Source organism: Streptomyces sp. NPDC039430 (assembly GCF_055639435.1).
This window is the reverse complement of sequence record NZ_JBVKAK010000008.1, coordinates 328,922-343,606: the sequence shown is the minus strand read 5'-3', so window position 1 is coordinate 343,606 and position 14,685 is coordinate 328,922. Positions and strand designations below refer to the sequence as shown.

The following is a 14,685-nucleotide window of genomic DNA, read 5'->3' as shown; positions in this document are numbered from 1 at the left end:
CGGCCGGCGGTCCAGACATGAGGCTCTGGACCCCGGGGGTTCCGCGCCGCGGACGGAACGAGAGAATCCCGGTATGAGTATCAGTGCGCACGCGCTCAACCGGGCCACGCTCGCCCGGCAGTTGCTGCTGGGCCGTGAGCCGCTCGACGTCGAGGACGGCATACGACGTGTGGTCGCGCTGCAGGCCCAGCAGCCCGCCTCGCCGTACATCGCGCTGTGGAACAGACTCAGCGGCTTCGACCCGGCCGCCCTCGACACCGCCCTCGCCGGGCGCCACGCGGTCAAGGCGACACTGATGCGCCTCACCCTGCACGCGGTCCACGCCGAGGACTACCGGACCTTCCGTGAGGCCATGGAGCCGACGCTGCGCGGCTCCAGGCTCGGCGACTCACGCTTCACGGCATCCGGGCTCACCGTCGACGCCGCCTCCGTACTGGTCACGGATCTGCTGAACTACGCCGACCAGCCGCGGACGGTCGCCGAGATGGGAGCCTGGCTACGGGACCGGCTCGGCGCACCGCTGGAGTCCGCGGCCCAGCGGATGCTGCGGCAGTACGCCCCGCTGTGGCACGCGCCGACGGGAGGCCCCTGGTCCTTCCAGACCCGGCCGTCGTACGTCGCCGCGGGCACGCGGCCGGTGCTGGCGGATCCCGACGTCGCCGCCGGGAGTCTCCAGACCCTGATCCGCCGCTACCTGGCGGGATTCGGGCCGGCGTCGGTGGCGGACATGGCGCAGTTCGCGCTGGTACAGCGGGCTCGGGTCCGAGCGGCGCTGACCGCGCTCGCCGGCGAACTCGAACAACTGGAAGGACCGGGCGGCACGGTGCTGTACGACCTGCCCGGCGCGCCACGGCCGGCCGAGGACACCCCCGCTCCCCCCAGACTGATGGCGATGTGGGACAGCACCCTGCTGGCCTACGCCGACCGCAGCCGCGTCATCCCACCCGCCTACCGCAAGCACGTGACGCGTGTGAACGGCGACGTACTGCCCACACTGCTGGTCGACGGCTACGTCGCCGGCGTCTGGCGTGCCGTGGCCGGTGGGATCGAGGCCACCGCCTTCCACCCCCTTTCCGGCTCTGTCTGGGAGGGACTGGCCGCGGAGGCCGAATCGCTCGTCGCGTTCCTCGCCACCCGTGACCCCAGGGTCTACGGACGCTACGACCACTGGTGGGCCAAGGGGCTGCCGGGCGCCGAAACACGGCTGCTGCCCGGTGACTGAACCGACGGGCCCACGCGTACCCGCTCCGTAGCAGCGCGGCCCGCCCGCTCCGTGACCGCGCCGCCCGTAGAATGCGAGCCATGCCGGACGCCCTGTCTCGCCCCGAGCCGTTCATCCCGCGGACCGCCCCCGGGGCGCTTGAGGACCTCCGCGCGCGGCTGCGCGCGACGCGCTGGCCGGACTCGCCCGAGGACGCGGGATGGTCGCTCGGGACCGACCTCGCCTACCTCCGCGAGCTGGTCGCCTACTGGGCGGACGGCTTCGACTGGCCGGCGCGGGAGGCGGAGCTCGCCCGGCTTCCCCGCTTCCGCGTCCGGCTCGGCGGCCTCGGGATCCACTACGTGCACGCCAGGGCCGCCGCGCCCGCCGGGACCGTGCTGCCGCTGGTCCTCAGCCACGGCTGGCCGGACTCGTTCTGGCGGTACGCGAAGGTCATCCCACTCCTCACCGATCCCGGCGCGCACGGCGCCGACCCCGCCGACGCGTTCGACGTGGTCGTGCCCGACATGCCGGGCTACGGGTACTCCGACCGCCCCGCCGGCCCGCCGCTCGACTCCATCGCCGTCGCCGGCCTGTGGGCCGAGCTGATGAGCGTCCTCGGATACCCGCGATTCGGGGCGGCGGGCGGGGACATCGGCAGCCATGTGAGCCGCTACCTCGGGCTCGACCACTCCGAGCGGGTCGTGGCCGTCCACCGCATGGACGCGGGCCTGCCCATCTTCACCGGAGACCCGGCGGACCTCGCGCCCGAGGAGCGCGCCTGGATCGAGGGCGCCACGGCCTGGGGCGCGGCCGAGGGCGCCTACGCCGCCATGCACCGCACCAAACCCCAGACCGCCGCCGTCGGGCTCACCGACTCGCCCGCCGGGCTCGCCGCGTGGATCGTCGAGAAGCTCCGGGCCTGGAGCGACTGCGACGGCGATGTCGAACGGAGCTTCACGAAGGACGAGATCCTCACGAACGTCACCCTCTACTGGCTCACGGGGACGATCGGCTCGTCCATGCGCATGTACCACGCGAACGCCGCGATCCCGCCCGCGCAGCACGCCCGCCGGGTCGAGGTGCCGTCCGGTTTCTCGCTCTTCCCCGGTGACATCGTCCGCCCGCCGCGGGCGTGGATCGAGCGCACGGCGAACACCGCGCGCGTGACCGAGCCCGCGCGCGGCGGGCACTTCGCGCCGTTCGAGGAACCCGAGCTCTACGCGGAGGAGTTGCGCGCGTTCTTCCGCCCGTACCGGATGGCGGCGGGGGACTGAGGCGGCGGCGGGGGACCGAGGGCGCCCCCGCGCGCCCGGAGCGGTCGCCACGTCCCGTACATGGCAGGTCCCGTGGGAGAAGGTGACCGGCTGCTGTCTCGCCGCCGCCGACGGCCGCCGTAAGCGCCGCGGCCTTCCCGCACCACGAACCACCGTGATCGAAAAGGGTTTGCGGCCGGGGGCCGCGGTTGGATAGACGTTACCCCTGGGCCCCACCACGAGGGGTGAGTGGCCATGACAGCGAGAGGAGGGATAAGCCCATGATCCCCATGATCATCGCGCTTGTGACCTCCCGGGGCGCGGACCGCGTCTGACCCCGGAGCGAACGGGCGCCTTCACCGGAGCGTGCCTTGACCGTGGAACAGCACCATCTGACCATGCGTCCGATCACCGGACGCGAAGAACTCGATCTCTTCTCCCAACTGCCCTACGTTCTCGACGAGGAACTGGCGGACGACCTCGCCGCCGGCCGCCGGCGTCCCGAATGGATGTGGGTCGCCCTGCGCGGTGACCGTGTGCTGGCCAGGGCCGCCTGGTGGAGCCGGCCTGGCGGCGGCGCGCCACTCATCCTCGATGTCCTCGACATCGACGACAGCCTCGCGGGGCCCGACCGTGTGGACATCGGAGTGCGGCTTCTGCACGCCGCGATGGCGGCCACCCTCCCGGGCGGGGAGCGCCGCCCCAAGTACAGCCGTTTCGTCCCGCCGGACTGGCGTGACAACGCGGAAACCAGGCAATCCGTCAAGGACCGCATGACAGCGCTGCGACGGACCGGTGCCCGGTTCTTCGTCGAACGGCTGCGTCTGGAATGGCGTCCGGAGTCGCCCGTTCCCGAACCCGGCGGACGTCTTGTGTTCCGGCCGATCCAGGACGCCGAGGAGCTTGTGTCTCTGATGGCCCTGGCCCTGGACGGAACACTGGACGCACACGGCCGTGACGACCTCACCCGCATGTCCGTCCACGAAGCGGCCGCCCGGCACTACGAGGACGAGCTCGCGCGCTACAGGAGCCCGCGGGACTGGTGGCGGATCGCGGCACTGCCCGATGGAGAGCCGGTGGGGTTCGTCCTCCCCGCCCGCAACGACTACAACCCGATCATCGCGTACCTCGCGGCCCTGCCCGCGCACCGCGGCAACGGCTACATCGACGACATCCTCGCCGAGGGCACCCGCGTCCTCGCCGAACAGGGCGTCCCCCGCATCCGTGCGGCCACGGACCTGGGCAACGTCCCGATGGCGAACGCTTTCCGCCGCGCCGGATACGTCAATTTCGAGCGCGAGATCAATATGACCTGGAGCTGAGCGAGTACGGGGCCGGGGGCTCCGCCGTCCCACTCGGTGCGCCGGCCCCCGGACCGGCGCACCGTGTCCTCCGGCCCGCCGGACCTGCCCGGGGCGCCGCCGCCGGGACGCCGCCGACGTTCAGGAACTCATCGCGGCCCGGTCGGAATCGCTGCGAAGAACACAGAATTCATTGCCTTCGGGATCAGCGAGGACCGCCCAGCCGGAGCCATCAGGATTCCGGTGATCGGTGACAAAGGTGGCACCGAGTCCCAGCAGCCGTTCCACCTCCTGCTCACGTGAGGTTTCAGGGCGCAAACACAGATGCATCCGGTTCTTGACCGTCTTGGACTCGGGCACCTGGTTGAAGTACAGCACCGGTCCCTCCGCCAGCAGCACCTGAGTCTCCCGGCTGCCCGGCCTGTCCTCCGGATGCAGGGGACAGCCGGTCGCCCTGCTCCAGAACCGGGCCAGCTCGTAGGCATCCGCACAGTCGATCGCCACGTTCTGCAATACCGAAACCATGCGCGCAAGCCTTGCCGACTTCCACGCCGGGCGCCACCGGGTTGCGCCCGGCCCTCGGGCACACGGCCCTCGGGCACACGGCCCTCGCGCATACGGCCCGCGCGCACACGGCCCGCGCGCACTGCGGGTAGCCAGTTCGTCGGGAGAAACCGTTGATGAGGCAACCGCCCTACTCCAAGGTCGCGTTCATCGAACGTTCGCCCTCGCCGCTGATCGGCGGGGGCGGACCTGGCCTACGGCGGTGGCGGCCACGGAGACGACCGCGGCCGCGCGCGGTCGCGGACCTGCCGGTCGCCGTGACGGCTCTGACCGACGTCCTGCTCGCCATCGCCGTGGTGGGAATGGGCGGCATGTGGGCGCAGAGCGGGGTGCGCTCCGTCCACGCGGGCCCCGCGGCGGGCCGGACGGGGTCATGCGTGCGGCAGGGCCGCCCCCGTCCCGGATTTGCGGGCCAGCAGGTGAACCTCCTGGAACTGCCGTCGGTCGGTGGGCTGAGGCTCGCGCACCGTCCGGGCCACCTCGGCCAGCCCGGACTCGCGCAGCAGCGCCGCGAGGTGATCCGGCGACCACCGATAGGCCGGCGCGACGGTGTGGTCGAAGGTCTGGGTCGGATGCGTCGCGTCATCGCTGGCCGAGAAGCCGACCAGAAGGTGGCCGCCAGGTGCCAGCACGCGGTGGAACTCCGCCAGGATGACGGGGAGTTCGCGCGGTGGCGTGTGGATGATGGACCAACGGGAGAGTACGCCGTCCAGCGCGCCGTCAGCGATGTTCAACGCGGCCATCGAGCCCACGTCGAACCGCAGGCCGGGATAGGCCTGCCGAGCCAGCTCGATCATCGCCGGAGAGGTGTCGACGCCGGACGCCGCGAGCCCCAACTCGTCCAGGTGAGCGGTGATATGGCCGGGCCCGCACCCCACATCCGCGACCTGACCGTTCCCGCTCGCCCGTACGGCCTCGGCGAAGACACCCAGGACCGCGCGGTCCAGGGGACTGTCGCGCAGCGAGTCGCGGAACAGCTCCGCGTAGGTGAGGGCGACAGCGTCGTAGCCCTCGCGGGTGACACTGAGGGCATCGTGTTCGACCATGGTCGCGACCGTAGCCCCTGGTGCTGAGGCGAGCCAAGGGAATTACGGGCTGCCCTCCCACCCGTTCGTCCAAGCCCCGCGAGGGGTGACCGGGCCCCCGCGAGGGGCGAGCGGGCTCCCGCCAGGGGTGGGCCGGCGGGCTTCTCCCGGCACAGGTCAGCCGAGCGGTACGTCCGCCGAGCGCGACGGGACCGCGTCGAGCGCGGCGAGCGTCGCGTCGTCGAACGTGATCCCGGCCGACGCGACGTTCGCCTCCAGGTGGCCGGTGTCGGCGGTGCCCGGGATGAGGAGCGTGTTCGGCGAGTGGCGGAGCAACCAGGCGAGGCCGACCTGCGAAGGGGTGCTGCCGAGGGACTGTGCCGCGGCGCGGACCGCCGGCTCGTCGGTCACCTTCGGTATGCCGGGGAACGCACCGCCGAGCGGGAAGTACGGAACCCAGGCGATCCCCTCGGCGACGCAGAGCTCCAGCATGTCCTCGTCGTCGCGTGTCACGAGGCTGTAGGCGTTCTGCACACAGGTGATGCCCGCCGGGATCGCCCGGCGCAGTCCGTCGAGCGTCACACTGCTCAGCCCGATCGAGCCGATCTTGCCCTCATCGCGCATCGCGACCATCACCGCGAGCTGGTCATCGAGGTCGACCGCTTGGTCACCCTCGGCCCGGATGCCGGGGCCGGCGTCGAGGCGGCGCAGGTTCACGGCCGGGATCCGGTCGACACCGAGGCTTGTGAGGTTGTCCTCGACGCTGGCCCGGAGCTCCTGGGGCCGCTGGGCGGGACGGAGCGGGAGGGGGCCGCCGGGGTTCGGGTCGGCGCCGACCTTGCTGACGACGAGGACGCCGTCCTCGGGACGGATCGCCTCGCGGATGAGCCCGTTGACGAGACCGTCGCCGTAGAACTGGGCGGTGTCGATGTGGTCGACGCCGAGTTCGACCGCGCGGCGCAGGAGCGCGATGGCCGCGCCGCGGTCTCCCCGGAGGCGCTCAAGCTGCATCGCGCCGTAGCCGACGCGGGAAACGGAGCGGCCGGCGAGCCGGCCACTGCCTCCCGGGCGCGGCACGCCGGTGACGGTGACCTCGGGGGACGGTGTGCTGTTCGATGTCATGGAATTCCGCCCTTGTGCGATGATGAAGGAAGCGGAGGAGCCTCCGTTAATTCGACTGTAGCACTACCGGAGGTGCCTCCGTTTTGAGTCTTCCCGAACCGGCGTCCGAGCCGACGCCCCTTCCCACGCCTGAGCCGACGACCGGGCCGGCCCCTGCCTGCGTGCAAGCCGACGACCTGCCCGACGGGGCCGAGCGCCCGGTACGCGCCGACGCGCGGCGCAACCGCGAGAAGCTCCTCACCGTCGCCCGAGCCGCCTTCGCGGCCGCCGACGACACCGTCGCGCTGGAGAGCGTCGCCCGCGAGGCCGGGGTCGGTATCGGCACGCTCTACCGCCACTTCCCGACCCGTGAGGCACTCGTCGAGGCCGTCTACGCCGCCGAGCTGGACGCCGTCGCCACGAGCGCGCCCGGCCTGCTCGACGAGCTCCCGCCCGAGGCCGCGCTCCGTGCCTGGATGGACCGGTACGCGGGATTCGTCGCGACGAAGCGAGGAATGATCGACACGCTCCGCACCGGCTGGGCCTCGGGGCGGATCGCGACACCGACCACACGGGAGCGCGTCACCGCCGCGATCGGGACGATCCTCGCGGAGGGAGCGCGAACGGGTTCACTCCGCGCGGACGTCGACCCCGAGGACGTCACCACGATGCTTCTCGGCGTCTTCCTCTCGACGGCGGCCGGCGACACCCCGGAGCGGACGGAGCGACTGCTCGACCTCGTCGTCGACGCGCTGCGCCCACCGAGGGGATGAGGAGGGCCGGACGCAGGACGACGGTCACGGCGCCCCGGGCGGACGCGTAGGCAGCGGGAGGCGCTCGGTGCTCGCGGACGGCCTCGTCGTGGAGGATTCCGTACCCGGTCGGTTCAGGTTCAGGTCGCCATGAACCGGCCCAGCTCGCGTGACCTCTGCCGCAGGGCGGCCATCCACGCCTCCCCGGTGGGACGCGGGGCCGCCGGGACCTGGACATCCTCATGGCCGCCGTTCCCGGCGGCGTCGGCTGCCTGCCACCGCACCTCGATGCCCGCCCTCTCCGCCAGAACCAGCACCGTGGCGACGAACCCCTCGGACAGGGCGGTCATGACGGCGTGACTCGTCCTCCGGTGTCGCGCGAGCAGGGCGTCGGCGAACGCCTCGAACACGACGGGATCGATCTGGCACGCGTCGGCCTCCATGGGCCCGATGCCGGACGGCTGACCCAATTCGTCCTGGTGGAGGTCCACCTGACGCAGGAACAGCCGGGAGGCCCCGTTGGACGGGTTCCACAAGGTCTGGTCGCCCATCTCGTAGTACTGGCTCACCGGTGCCTCTTCCTGCTGTCGTACGGGCCGGGCCGGCAGGTCGTGGCATGACATCCTGCCAGCGGCGAGCCGCAAGCTACTTACTTGACAAAATCACCGCCCGGAATGCCTGGCCAATGCACTATTTGCCGTCCTCAAGAGTGTCCGAAGGTTACAGGCCAGCATTTTGTCACCGCTGTTGACTAACTACGGGGCGGGTGCCAGCATCGCTGCGACTTCTGGAGATCCGTCTTCCGGTCAAGATCGCACAGGAGAGCCGACGTATGACGTCCCGTAGTACTGCTGTGTCCGTACACAATCCAGGAACAGGTGAAGTCCTCGGTGAGATCGAGGACTTCACAGCCGAGCGCATCGGCTCCGCACTCGAAGCCGCGGCGAACGGCCAACGGGCCATGGCTGCGCTACCCGCCCACGCGAGGGCACAACTCCTGCTCAAGGCAGCCGAGTTGATCGAGGGCGAGGCCGACGCGCTGGCCCGGCAGCTCGCCGCGGAGAACGGCAAGCCGGTCTTCCAGACCACCGAAGAGGTCCGCGCCGCCATCAGGATCTTCCGTGGCTTCGCGGGCGAGGCCACGCGGCTGCTGGGGAGGCAGATTCCGCTCGACGCCGTGCCGGGCCTGGAGCGCCACCTCGCCGTCACGATGCGCGAACCCCTCGGCCCCGTCGCGGCGTTGGTGCCCTTCAACTACCCCGTCGAGCTGTACGCCCACAAGGCGGCCGCCGCACTCGCCGCGGGCAACGCGGTGCTCGTCCACCCGCCCGTGCGGTGCCCGCTCACGCTCATCCGGATCGCGGAACTCATCGCCGCCGCCGGCTTCCCCGACGGCGCGCACCAACTGCTCACCGGCGGGGTACACGTCTCGCAGGAACTGGCCACCAGGGCGGGCGTCGCCGCGGTCAGCCTGACGGGATCCACCACCGCCGGACGCGAGATAGCCCGCCGCGCCGCGGACACCCTCAAGAAGGTCCACCTCGAACTCGGCGGCAACGACGCCCTGATCGTCTGCGACGACGCCGACGTGGAGGCCGCGGCGAACGCCGTGATCCTGGGACGTCTCGCCCGCGGCAACGGGCAGATCTGCTGCGCGGTCAAGCGCGTCTACGTCCAGAACGGCGTGCACGACGCCTTCGTGGACGCCCTCCTGTCGGGTGCCGCCAAGCTCAGCGTCGGCGATCAGCTCGCCGACGGCACCGACGTGGGCCCGCTCATCAGCGAGGCCGCCGCCCAGCGCGTGGAGCAGGCCGTGGGCACCCTCGTCTCGGACGGCGCGCGCAAGGTGGCGGGCGGCGCCCGTCGCGGCGCCTTCTACGACCCCGCCGTCCTCGTCGACGTACCCACCGACAGCGCGGCCTTCAACGAGGAGATCTTCGGACCGGTCGCCCCCGTGGCCCGCTTCGACGACCCCCTGGAAGCCGTCCGGATGGCGAACGCCTCCCCGTACGGACTCCAGGCCGCCGTCTTCACCCGGGACATCCAGCGCGCCTACACCCTGGCCGGCCGGCTGGAGGTGGGCGGCGTCGTGATCAACGGATCCACCGCGCTGCGCGCCGAGAACCTGCCCTTCGGCGGCCCCAAGGACACCGGCGGCTCCGCCGAGGGGCTGCACGACACGGCTCTGGAGTTCACCCGGCAGAAGACGGTCATCGTGATGGAGGCCTTCCAGTGAGCGGTGCGCCCGCTCCGCTGGCTCTCGATGTGCGGGGGGTGCACAAGTCGTACGGCGGTACGAAGGTGTTGCACGGCGTGGACCTCAAGGGCCGTGCCGGTGACGTGCTCGCCGTGGTCGGCGCGAACGGCGCGGGGAAGTCCACCCTCATCAAGATCCTCGCCGGCGCCGAGCCCATGAGCAGCGGTGAACTGTGCCTCGACGGGGAGACCGTGGCCCTGCGCTCCCCGCATGACGCGCACACCCATGGCATCAGGACCGTCCACCAGGAGCTCACCCTCGTCCCCGAACTGTCCGTCACGGAGAACCTGTTGATGGGCCACTACCCGCGGATGCCGGGCGGCCTCATCAACTGGCGGGCCGCGCACGCCCGCGCCCGGGTCCTCCTTGAGGACATCGGATACGGGGCGATCGACCCCCGGGCCAAGGCAGGCAGTCTCACCGTCGCGCGCCAGCAGATGGTGGAGATCGCCAAGGCCCTCGTGGACGAGAACGGGGAGCCGCGGGTGCTGGTCCTCGACGAGCCGTCGGCGGTGCTCGCCGGCGCCGACCTGGAGGCCCTGTTCGCCCTGATCCGTAGGCTCCAGAAGCGTGGTGTGGTCATCGTCTACGTGTCGCACCGGCTCGCCGAGGTCACCGAACTGGCCACCACCATCGTCGTCATCAAGGACGGCCGCGTCGTCGCCGAGACCACACCGCGGCACACGGACGAGAACGAGATGATCCGCCTGATGGCGGGCCGCCGTCCGCAGCAGCTCTACCCCGACCGGCGCACCGACGTGGGGCCCGAACTGCTCTCGGTCCAAGGGCTCAGCAGACCGGGCGAGTTCGACGACGTCTCCTTCACCCTGCGGGCAGGCGAGATCACCGGCCTGTTCGGTCTCGTCGGGTCGGGCCGCAGCGAGCTGGCCCACTGCGTGTTCGGCGCCCGGCGCGCGGCCAAGGGGACGATCAGGGCCGAAGGGTCACGTACCGACCGGTTCCGCAGCCCCAAGGAGGCCATCGGCGCGGGGCTCGCCCTGGTCACGGAGGACCGCAAGCGCACCGGCCTGGTCCTCGGCCTCAGCACCGAGGAGAACATCGGCCTGACCACACTCAAGACCGCGACCAGGGGACCGTTGCTGGACACCGCCCGGCGCAGCCGAGACGCCCTGGCGATGACCGAACGGCTCGACATCAGGCCCGCCCACTCGGCGCGGCTGCCCGTACGCACGCTCAGCGGCGGCAACCAGCAGAAGGCCGTACTGGCCAAATGGCTGCTCACGTCGCCCCGCGTGCTCCTCCTCGACGAGCCGACCCGCGGTGTCGACATGGCGACCCGGGTGGAGATCTACCGCATGCTCGACGAACTCGCCCGCGACGGAATGGCCGTCCTGCTCATCTCGTCCGACCTCACCGAGGTCCTCGGCGCCACCGACCGCGTGCTGGTGATGCACGAGGGACGGATCACCGCCGAGCTTCCTTCTGGCCGTACGTCCGAGGACACCGTCCTCGCCCACGCGATCGGACACGCCGCATGACGGATCAACTCTCGGCATCTCCCAGGGATTCCGAGCATCTCTCCCAGAAGGCCGGCGGGGCGGGTGAGGGCTCGCGGCTGCCCAGGATCAGGGTGGCGGGGCGCGACATCACCCTGGAAGTGGGCCTTGCCGCGCTGCTCGTCGCCTTCATCGCGATCGCCGGTGCGACCACCGACGCCTTCCTCACCGAGGCGAACGTGACGAACCTGCTCAAGCAGACGGTCACCACAGGACTGCTCGCCTTCGGCATGCTCACCGTGATCCTGACCGGCGGCATCGACCTGTCGGTCGGCTCGGTGGTCGCCTTCTCCGGCATTCTCGCCGCGGGCCTGTCCGCCGGACTGCCCGTGTGGCTGGCGATGCTGATCGGCGTGGCGTCGGGCATCGGGTTCGGGCTCGTCAACGGGGCACTGGTGGCCCGCTTCCAGCTCGCGCCCTTCGTCGTGACACTCGCCGCGCTCACCACCATCCGCGGGCTGGCCTTCGTCTACTCGGAGACCCCGGTCGCCCCGGAGAAGGCCGGATTCTTCGAACTCGGATCCGCCGCGCTCGGCCCCATACCCGTCTCCACGATCATCATGATCGCCGTGTTCCTGCTCGGCGGCGTCTTCCTCGGCCGCACCCCGGCGGGCCGGGCACTGACCGCGATCGGCGGCAGCGCGGAGACCGTACGCCTCGCGGGCATCGGCGTACGACGCCATGTGGTGCTCGCGTACACCATCAGCGGCGCCTGCGCCGGACTCGCGGGCGTCATTCTCGCCAGCCGGGTCGGCATCGCCCAGCCCAGCGTGGGCACCGCCTTCGAACTGGACGCCATCGCCGCCTGTGTGATCGGTGGTGCCAGCCTGGCCGGCGGCAAGGGCACCGTGCGGGCGACCTGCGCCGGTGTTCTGGTGCTCGCGCTGATCAACAACCTGCTCAACCTCTACGACGTACAGAGCTTCTGGCAGCAGGTTTTCAAGGGGCTCATCATCGTTGCCGTCATTCTCGTCCAGCGCGCGGGGCGGCTCCGCCCCGCCGGAGCGACGACCCCGGGAAAGGGATCGCTGTCATGACCGCCCACAGCAAGATGCGCTGCGCCGGACTGCTCGCCGGGGCCGTTCTCGTCACCACCCTCTCGGGCTGCTCGTCCGACGGTGGCAACGCGAGCGGCGAGGGGGATGGCGACTATACGGTCGGTGTCGCCAACTTCACCTTGAGCGGGCCCTACTTCAACGGCATGGACCGCGCGATCAAGGCGCAGGCGAAGAAGAAGGGCGTCGAGATCCGCAGCACGGACGCGGGCGGCGACGCGGCCAAGCTCGCCTCGAACGTCGAGGACCTGCTGAGCAAGGGCGTCGACGCGGTCATCATCTCGGGCGGCCCCCTGGAATCGGCCCCCGCCGTCCTCAACGCCATCAAGGCCGCGGGCAAGCCGGCCGTACTCGTCGACCGCAAGTTCAAGACCGGCGACTACACGAGCTGGATCGGCCCCGACAACGAGGCGATCGGCAAGCAGAACGGCGAGTTCCTGGCCGGCCGGCTGCCCGACGCGGCCACGGTCGCGATCGTCAAGGGCGGCCCCGCCGACAACAGCATCGGCCTGGCCCGCACCAACGGCGTCAAGGGCGCCCTCACCGGTGCCGGACTCAAGATCGTCGAAGCTCCCGACTTCGGGAACTGGAGCTCCGACGGGGGACTGACCGTGACGGAGAGCCTGCTCGCCTCGCACCAGGACATCGACGCGGTGTTCTGCGAGAACGACGCCATGTGCCTGGGCGCCCAGCGCGCCATCAAGGACGCGGGCCGCGACAAGGACATCGTGCTGGCCGGCGTCGACGGCCAGGCCGAAGCTCTCAAGGCCATCTCGGACGGTACGAACTACCTGGTCACCGGCCTCAACGACGCCGACCAGATCGGCAGTCTCGGCTTGGACAGGACCATCGACATCCTGGACGGCAAGAAGACGGAGAAGGACACGGTGGTGCCTTCGCCAAGCGTCACCAAGGAGAACGCCGACAAGTACTACGACCCGGACGGGGAGTTCTGATGAGCCGCACTGAAGCGTACCGAGCCCGTCTCCCGCTGCGCAGAACACACCGCTACGTGGTGACCGCCCTGCTCGGCGGCGCCCTCGCCCTCACACCGCTGCTCGCCGCGGCGCAGACCTCGGGCGAAAGCGCACCCGCCTCCCTCGCCGGGCAGAAGCCGCCCGCGCAGAAGCCGTCCGCGCAGAAGCCGCCGACGAAGCAGCAGTGGACGCTGTTGCACTCCGAGAACTTCGCCCAGAAACTCGACCCGGGGAAGGCACCCTGGGTCAGGGAAGCCTACGACAACCCGTTCGACACCGTCATGGACGACAACGGCGAGTGGTACCACAACGACTACGGTGACGCCTGGGACAAGCAGCTCAACTCCTTCGCCACCTACCGGAAGGAGTTCCCGGTCGGCGAGGACGGCTGGCTGACCGCGTCGCTGTCCGCCCGCGACTGGAACAAGGACGGCACCATCGAGAAGCCGCCGTCCATCACCAACGGCACGGCGGGCAAGTCCACCGTCGCCAGACTCGACGTCCCCGACCACACGGGCGGCGCCATCTTCCGGCCGACCGAGTCGCTTCCCGAGCAGTACCGCATCGAATACAAGCTCAAGACGCTCGATTTCGGCGGCAAGCGCAACGGAACCATCGACTACGACAACCGCGTCAACGGTTACAGCAAGGACGGGTGCAAGACCCAGCACCCCTGGGGCGAGGGCTCCAGAAGCCCGGGCTGGGAGGGCGACGCCGCCGCCCCGTACTGCGAGTGGCAGGACGTCCGCGCGGGCAAGTACGGCTACAACGGATTCCACTACCTGTCCATCGTGGACTTCGCCGACCCCGCGCCCCGCAACAACCACTTCTGGCACTACCGGCGCAAGGTGCTCATGGACTCCTTCGCCCAGCACCCCGACCGCGTCGGTACGGGCACCGGAGGCCGCGTCTGCAACGCGAAGACCAACGAGTACTACGACTACAAGGACAGCAGCTTCAACACGGTCAACATGTGGATCAGCGGACTGCCGAACTGGACCCCGGGCCAGGGCGGCCTGGCCGGTAACTCCCAGTGGTTCATGACCAGTTGCTCCAACGGTGTCGCCGAGCAGCAGTTGTCGTCCGCGGCCGAACTCCAGCCCGAGCTGATGCCGAACGAGGACTACACGTTCGCCATCGAGCGCGACGCGACCGGCTATACGCTGGAGGCCAGTGGAAACTTCGCCCGTGCCGGACAGCAGACACTCCGCTTCCACCGCGACTTCATCGTGAACAACAACCCGATCTGGCACTACAACGTCAAGCCCGGCGAGTACGACGGCCGCTACAACAACACCCTCGTCCAGGGCAAGGACCTCCACGGGAAGTCCGAGTGGCCCGACCAGTGGCCGAAGGACTCCGCCTACCCGGACTCCTTCGTCATCGGCGACCTCTACACCAACGTGTACGAGGGCAGCGCGAGCCTCACGGACATCAAGCTGTTCGTGCCGAAGCCCGGGAAGAAGTGAGCTGACTCCCGCGGTCCCCTGCTCCGCCTCCTCGCCCGGCCACTCGCGGGCGAGGAGGCGGAGCACTGTCACGCGCGGACCTGTGCCGTGGCGGCCGGGGGCGACCGCGGCGCCGATCCCGTGACCGGTCATTCCGTGACCGGTCATTCGTGATCGATAATTCGATGGCGGAGAAGGCGAGTTGACGGGCACACTCGCTGATCGACCACT

General features: G+C 70.5%; 13 protein-coding genes. 9 read left to right on the top strand and 4 right to left on the bottom strand.

The features are described from left to right. The first annotated feature begins 73 nt into the window (after positions 1 to 73). The 3 genes from ACZ7LS_RS21925 to ACZ7LS_RS21915 all read left to right on the top strand — a co-directional run bounded on the left by ACZ7LS_RS21925 (position 74) and on the right by ACZ7LS_RS21915 (position 3,779). On the top strand, positions 74 to 1,222 hold the full coding sequence (locus ACZ7LS_RS21925) for a winged helix DNA-binding domain-containing protein (RefSeq protein WP_385130488.1): 1,149 nt from the start codon (positions 74 to 76) through the stop codon (positions 1,220 to 1,222). Between the two features lie 80 nt (positions 1,223 to 1,302). Next, on the top strand, positions 1,303 to 2,478 hold the full coding sequence (locus tag ACZ7LS_RS21920; RefSeq protein WP_382519690.1) for an epoxide hydrolase family protein: 1,176 nt from the start codon (positions 1,303 to 1,305) through the stop codon (positions 2,476 to 2,478). A 377-nt stretch (positions 2,479 to 2,855) separates the two neighbouring features. Continuing rightward, a complete protein-coding gene (locus tag ACZ7LS_RS21915) occupies positions 2,856 to 3,779 on the top strand; it encodes a GNAT family N-acetyltransferase (RefSeq protein ID WP_385130485.1) in 924 nt (307 codons plus the stop codon). A gap of 120 nt (positions 3,780 to 3,899) precedes the next feature. Here ACZ7LS_RS21915 and ACZ7LS_RS21910 read toward each other — a convergent pair whose 3' ends face one another. The 3 genes from ACZ7LS_RS21910 to ACZ7LS_RS21900 all read right to left on the bottom strand — a co-directional run bounded on the left by ACZ7LS_RS21910 (position 3,900) and on the right by ACZ7LS_RS21900 (position 6,469). Then, the gene (locus tag ACZ7LS_RS21910; protein WP_385130482.1) at positions 3,900 to 4,283 is read right to left on the bottom strand and encodes a VOC family protein; all 384 of its coding nucleotides are present in this window, start codon (positions 4,281 to 4,283) and stop codon (positions 3,900 to 3,902) included. A gap of 410 nt (positions 4,284 to 4,693) precedes the next feature. Beyond that, a complete protein-coding gene (locus tag ACZ7LS_RS21905; RefSeq protein WP_385130479.1) occupies positions 4,694 to 5,368 on the bottom strand; it encodes a class I SAM-dependent methyltransferase in 675 nt (224 codons plus the stop codon). 156 nt (positions 5,369 to 5,524) lie between these two features. After that, on the bottom strand, positions 5,525 to 6,469 hold the full coding sequence (locus tag ACZ7LS_RS21900) for an aldo/keto reductase (protein WP_385130476.1): 945 nt from the start codon (positions 6,467 to 6,469) through the stop codon (positions 5,525 to 5,527). A gap of 161 nt (positions 6,470 to 6,630) precedes the next feature. Between ACZ7LS_RS21900 and ACZ7LS_RS21895 the strand changes: the two genes are divergently transcribed. Then, the gene (locus ACZ7LS_RS21895; protein WP_382875654.1) at positions 6,631 to 7,221 is read left to right on the top strand and encodes a TetR/AcrR family transcriptional regulator; all 591 of its coding nucleotides are present in this window, start codon (positions 6,631 to 6,633) and stop codon (positions 7,219 to 7,221) included. Between the two features lie 119 nt (positions 7,222 to 7,340). Here the strand turns inward: ACZ7LS_RS21895 and ACZ7LS_RS21890 are convergent, their stop codons facing one another. Further along, on the bottom strand, positions 7,341 to 7,823 hold the full coding sequence (locus ACZ7LS_RS21890) for a DUF6086 family protein (protein WP_385130473.1): 483 nt from the start codon (positions 7,821 to 7,823) through the stop codon (positions 7,341 to 7,343). Positions 7,824 to 8,032: 209 nt separating this feature from the next. On the opposite strand from ACZ7LS_RS21890, the gene ACZ7LS_RS21885 reads away from it, so the two are divergent. The 5 genes from ACZ7LS_RS21885 to ACZ7LS_RS21865 are packed head-to-tail and all read left to right on the top strand — an operon-like array spanning position 8,033 to position 14,475. After that, positions 8,033 to 9,436 carry an aldehyde dehydrogenase family protein gene (locus ACZ7LS_RS21885; protein ID WP_382519678.1) on the top strand — a complete coding sequence of 468 codons (1,404 nt, stop codon included), beginning with the start codon at positions 8,033 to 8,035 and terminating at the stop codon, positions 9,434 to 9,436. After that, positions 9,433 to 10,956 (top strand): sugar ABC transporter ATP-binding protein, encoded by a 1,524-nt coding sequence (locus ACZ7LS_RS21880; protein ID WP_385130470.1) that lies wholly within the window; start codon positions 9,433 to 9,435, stop codon positions 10,954 to 10,956. Before ACZ7LS_RS21885 ends, ACZ7LS_RS21880 begins: the two co-directional genes overlap by 4 nt. Next, positions 10,953 to 12,011 (top strand): ABC transporter permease, encoded by a 1,059-nt coding sequence (locus ACZ7LS_RS21875; protein WP_382519674.1) that lies wholly within the window; start codon positions 10,953 to 10,955, stop codon positions 12,009 to 12,011. Before ACZ7LS_RS21880 ends, ACZ7LS_RS21875 begins: the two co-directional genes overlap by 4 nt. Beyond that, on the top strand, positions 12,008 to 12,985 hold the full coding sequence (locus ACZ7LS_RS21870) for a sugar ABC transporter substrate-binding protein (RefSeq protein WP_382519672.1): 978 nt from the start codon (positions 12,008 to 12,010) through the stop codon (positions 12,983 to 12,985). Before ACZ7LS_RS21875 ends, ACZ7LS_RS21870 begins: the two co-directional genes overlap by 4 nt. Further along, complete coding sequence (locus ACZ7LS_RS21865) at positions 12,985 to 14,475, top strand: mucin-5B (RefSeq protein WP_385130467.1); 1,491 nt, start codon at positions 12,985 to 12,987, stop codon at positions 14,473 to 14,475. The genes ACZ7LS_RS21870 and ACZ7LS_RS21865 overlap by 1 nt, the downstream gene beginning before the upstream one ends. Positions 14,476 to 14,685 lie beyond the last annotated feature (210 nt).

Excerpts from the sequence above, each read along its gene's own strand:
- ACZ7LS_RS21925 (WP_385130488.1), top strand. The coding sequence starts at position 74 with ATGAGTATCAGTGCGCACGCGCTCAACCGGGCCACGCTCGCCCGGCAG.
- ACZ7LS_RS21920 (WP_382519690.1), top strand. The coding sequence starts at position 1,303 with ATGCCGGACGCCCTGTCTCGCCCCGAGCCGTTCATCCCGCGGACCGCC.
- ACZ7LS_RS21915 (WP_385130485.1), top strand. The coding sequence starts at position 2,856 with ATGCGTCCGATCACCGGACGCGAAGAACTCGATCTCTTCTCCCAACTG.
- ACZ7LS_RS21910 (WP_385130482.1), bottom strand. The coding sequence starts at position 4,283 with ATGGTTTCGGTATTGCAGAACGTGGCGATCGACTGTGCGGATGCCTAC.
- ACZ7LS_RS21905 (WP_385130479.1), bottom strand. The coding sequence starts at position 5,368 with ATGGTCGAACACGATGCCCTCAGTGTCACCCGCGAGGGCTACGACGCT.
- ACZ7LS_RS21900 (WP_385130476.1), bottom strand. The coding sequence starts at position 6,469 with ATGACATCGAACAGCACACCGTCCCCCGAGGTCACCGTCACCGGCGTG.
- ACZ7LS_RS21890 (WP_385130473.1), bottom strand. The coding sequence starts at position 7,823 with ATGTCATGCCACGACCTGCCGGCCCGGCCCGTACGACAGCAGGAAGAG.
- ACZ7LS_RS21885 (WP_382519678.1), top strand. The coding sequence starts at position 8,033 with ATGACGTCCCGTAGTACTGCTGTGTCCGTACACAATCCAGGAACAGGT.
- ACZ7LS_RS21875 (WP_382519674.1), top strand. The coding sequence starts at position 10,953 with ATGACGGATCAACTCTCGGCATCTCCCAGGGATTCCGAGCATCTCTCC.
- ACZ7LS_RS21870 (WP_382519672.1), top strand. The coding sequence starts at position 12,008 with ATGACCGCCCACAGCAAGATGCGCTGCGCCGGACTGCTCGCCGGGGCC.
- ACZ7LS_RS21865 (WP_385130467.1), top strand. The coding sequence starts at position 12,985 with ATGAGCCGCACTGAAGCGTACCGAGCCCGTCTCCCGCTGCGCAGAACA.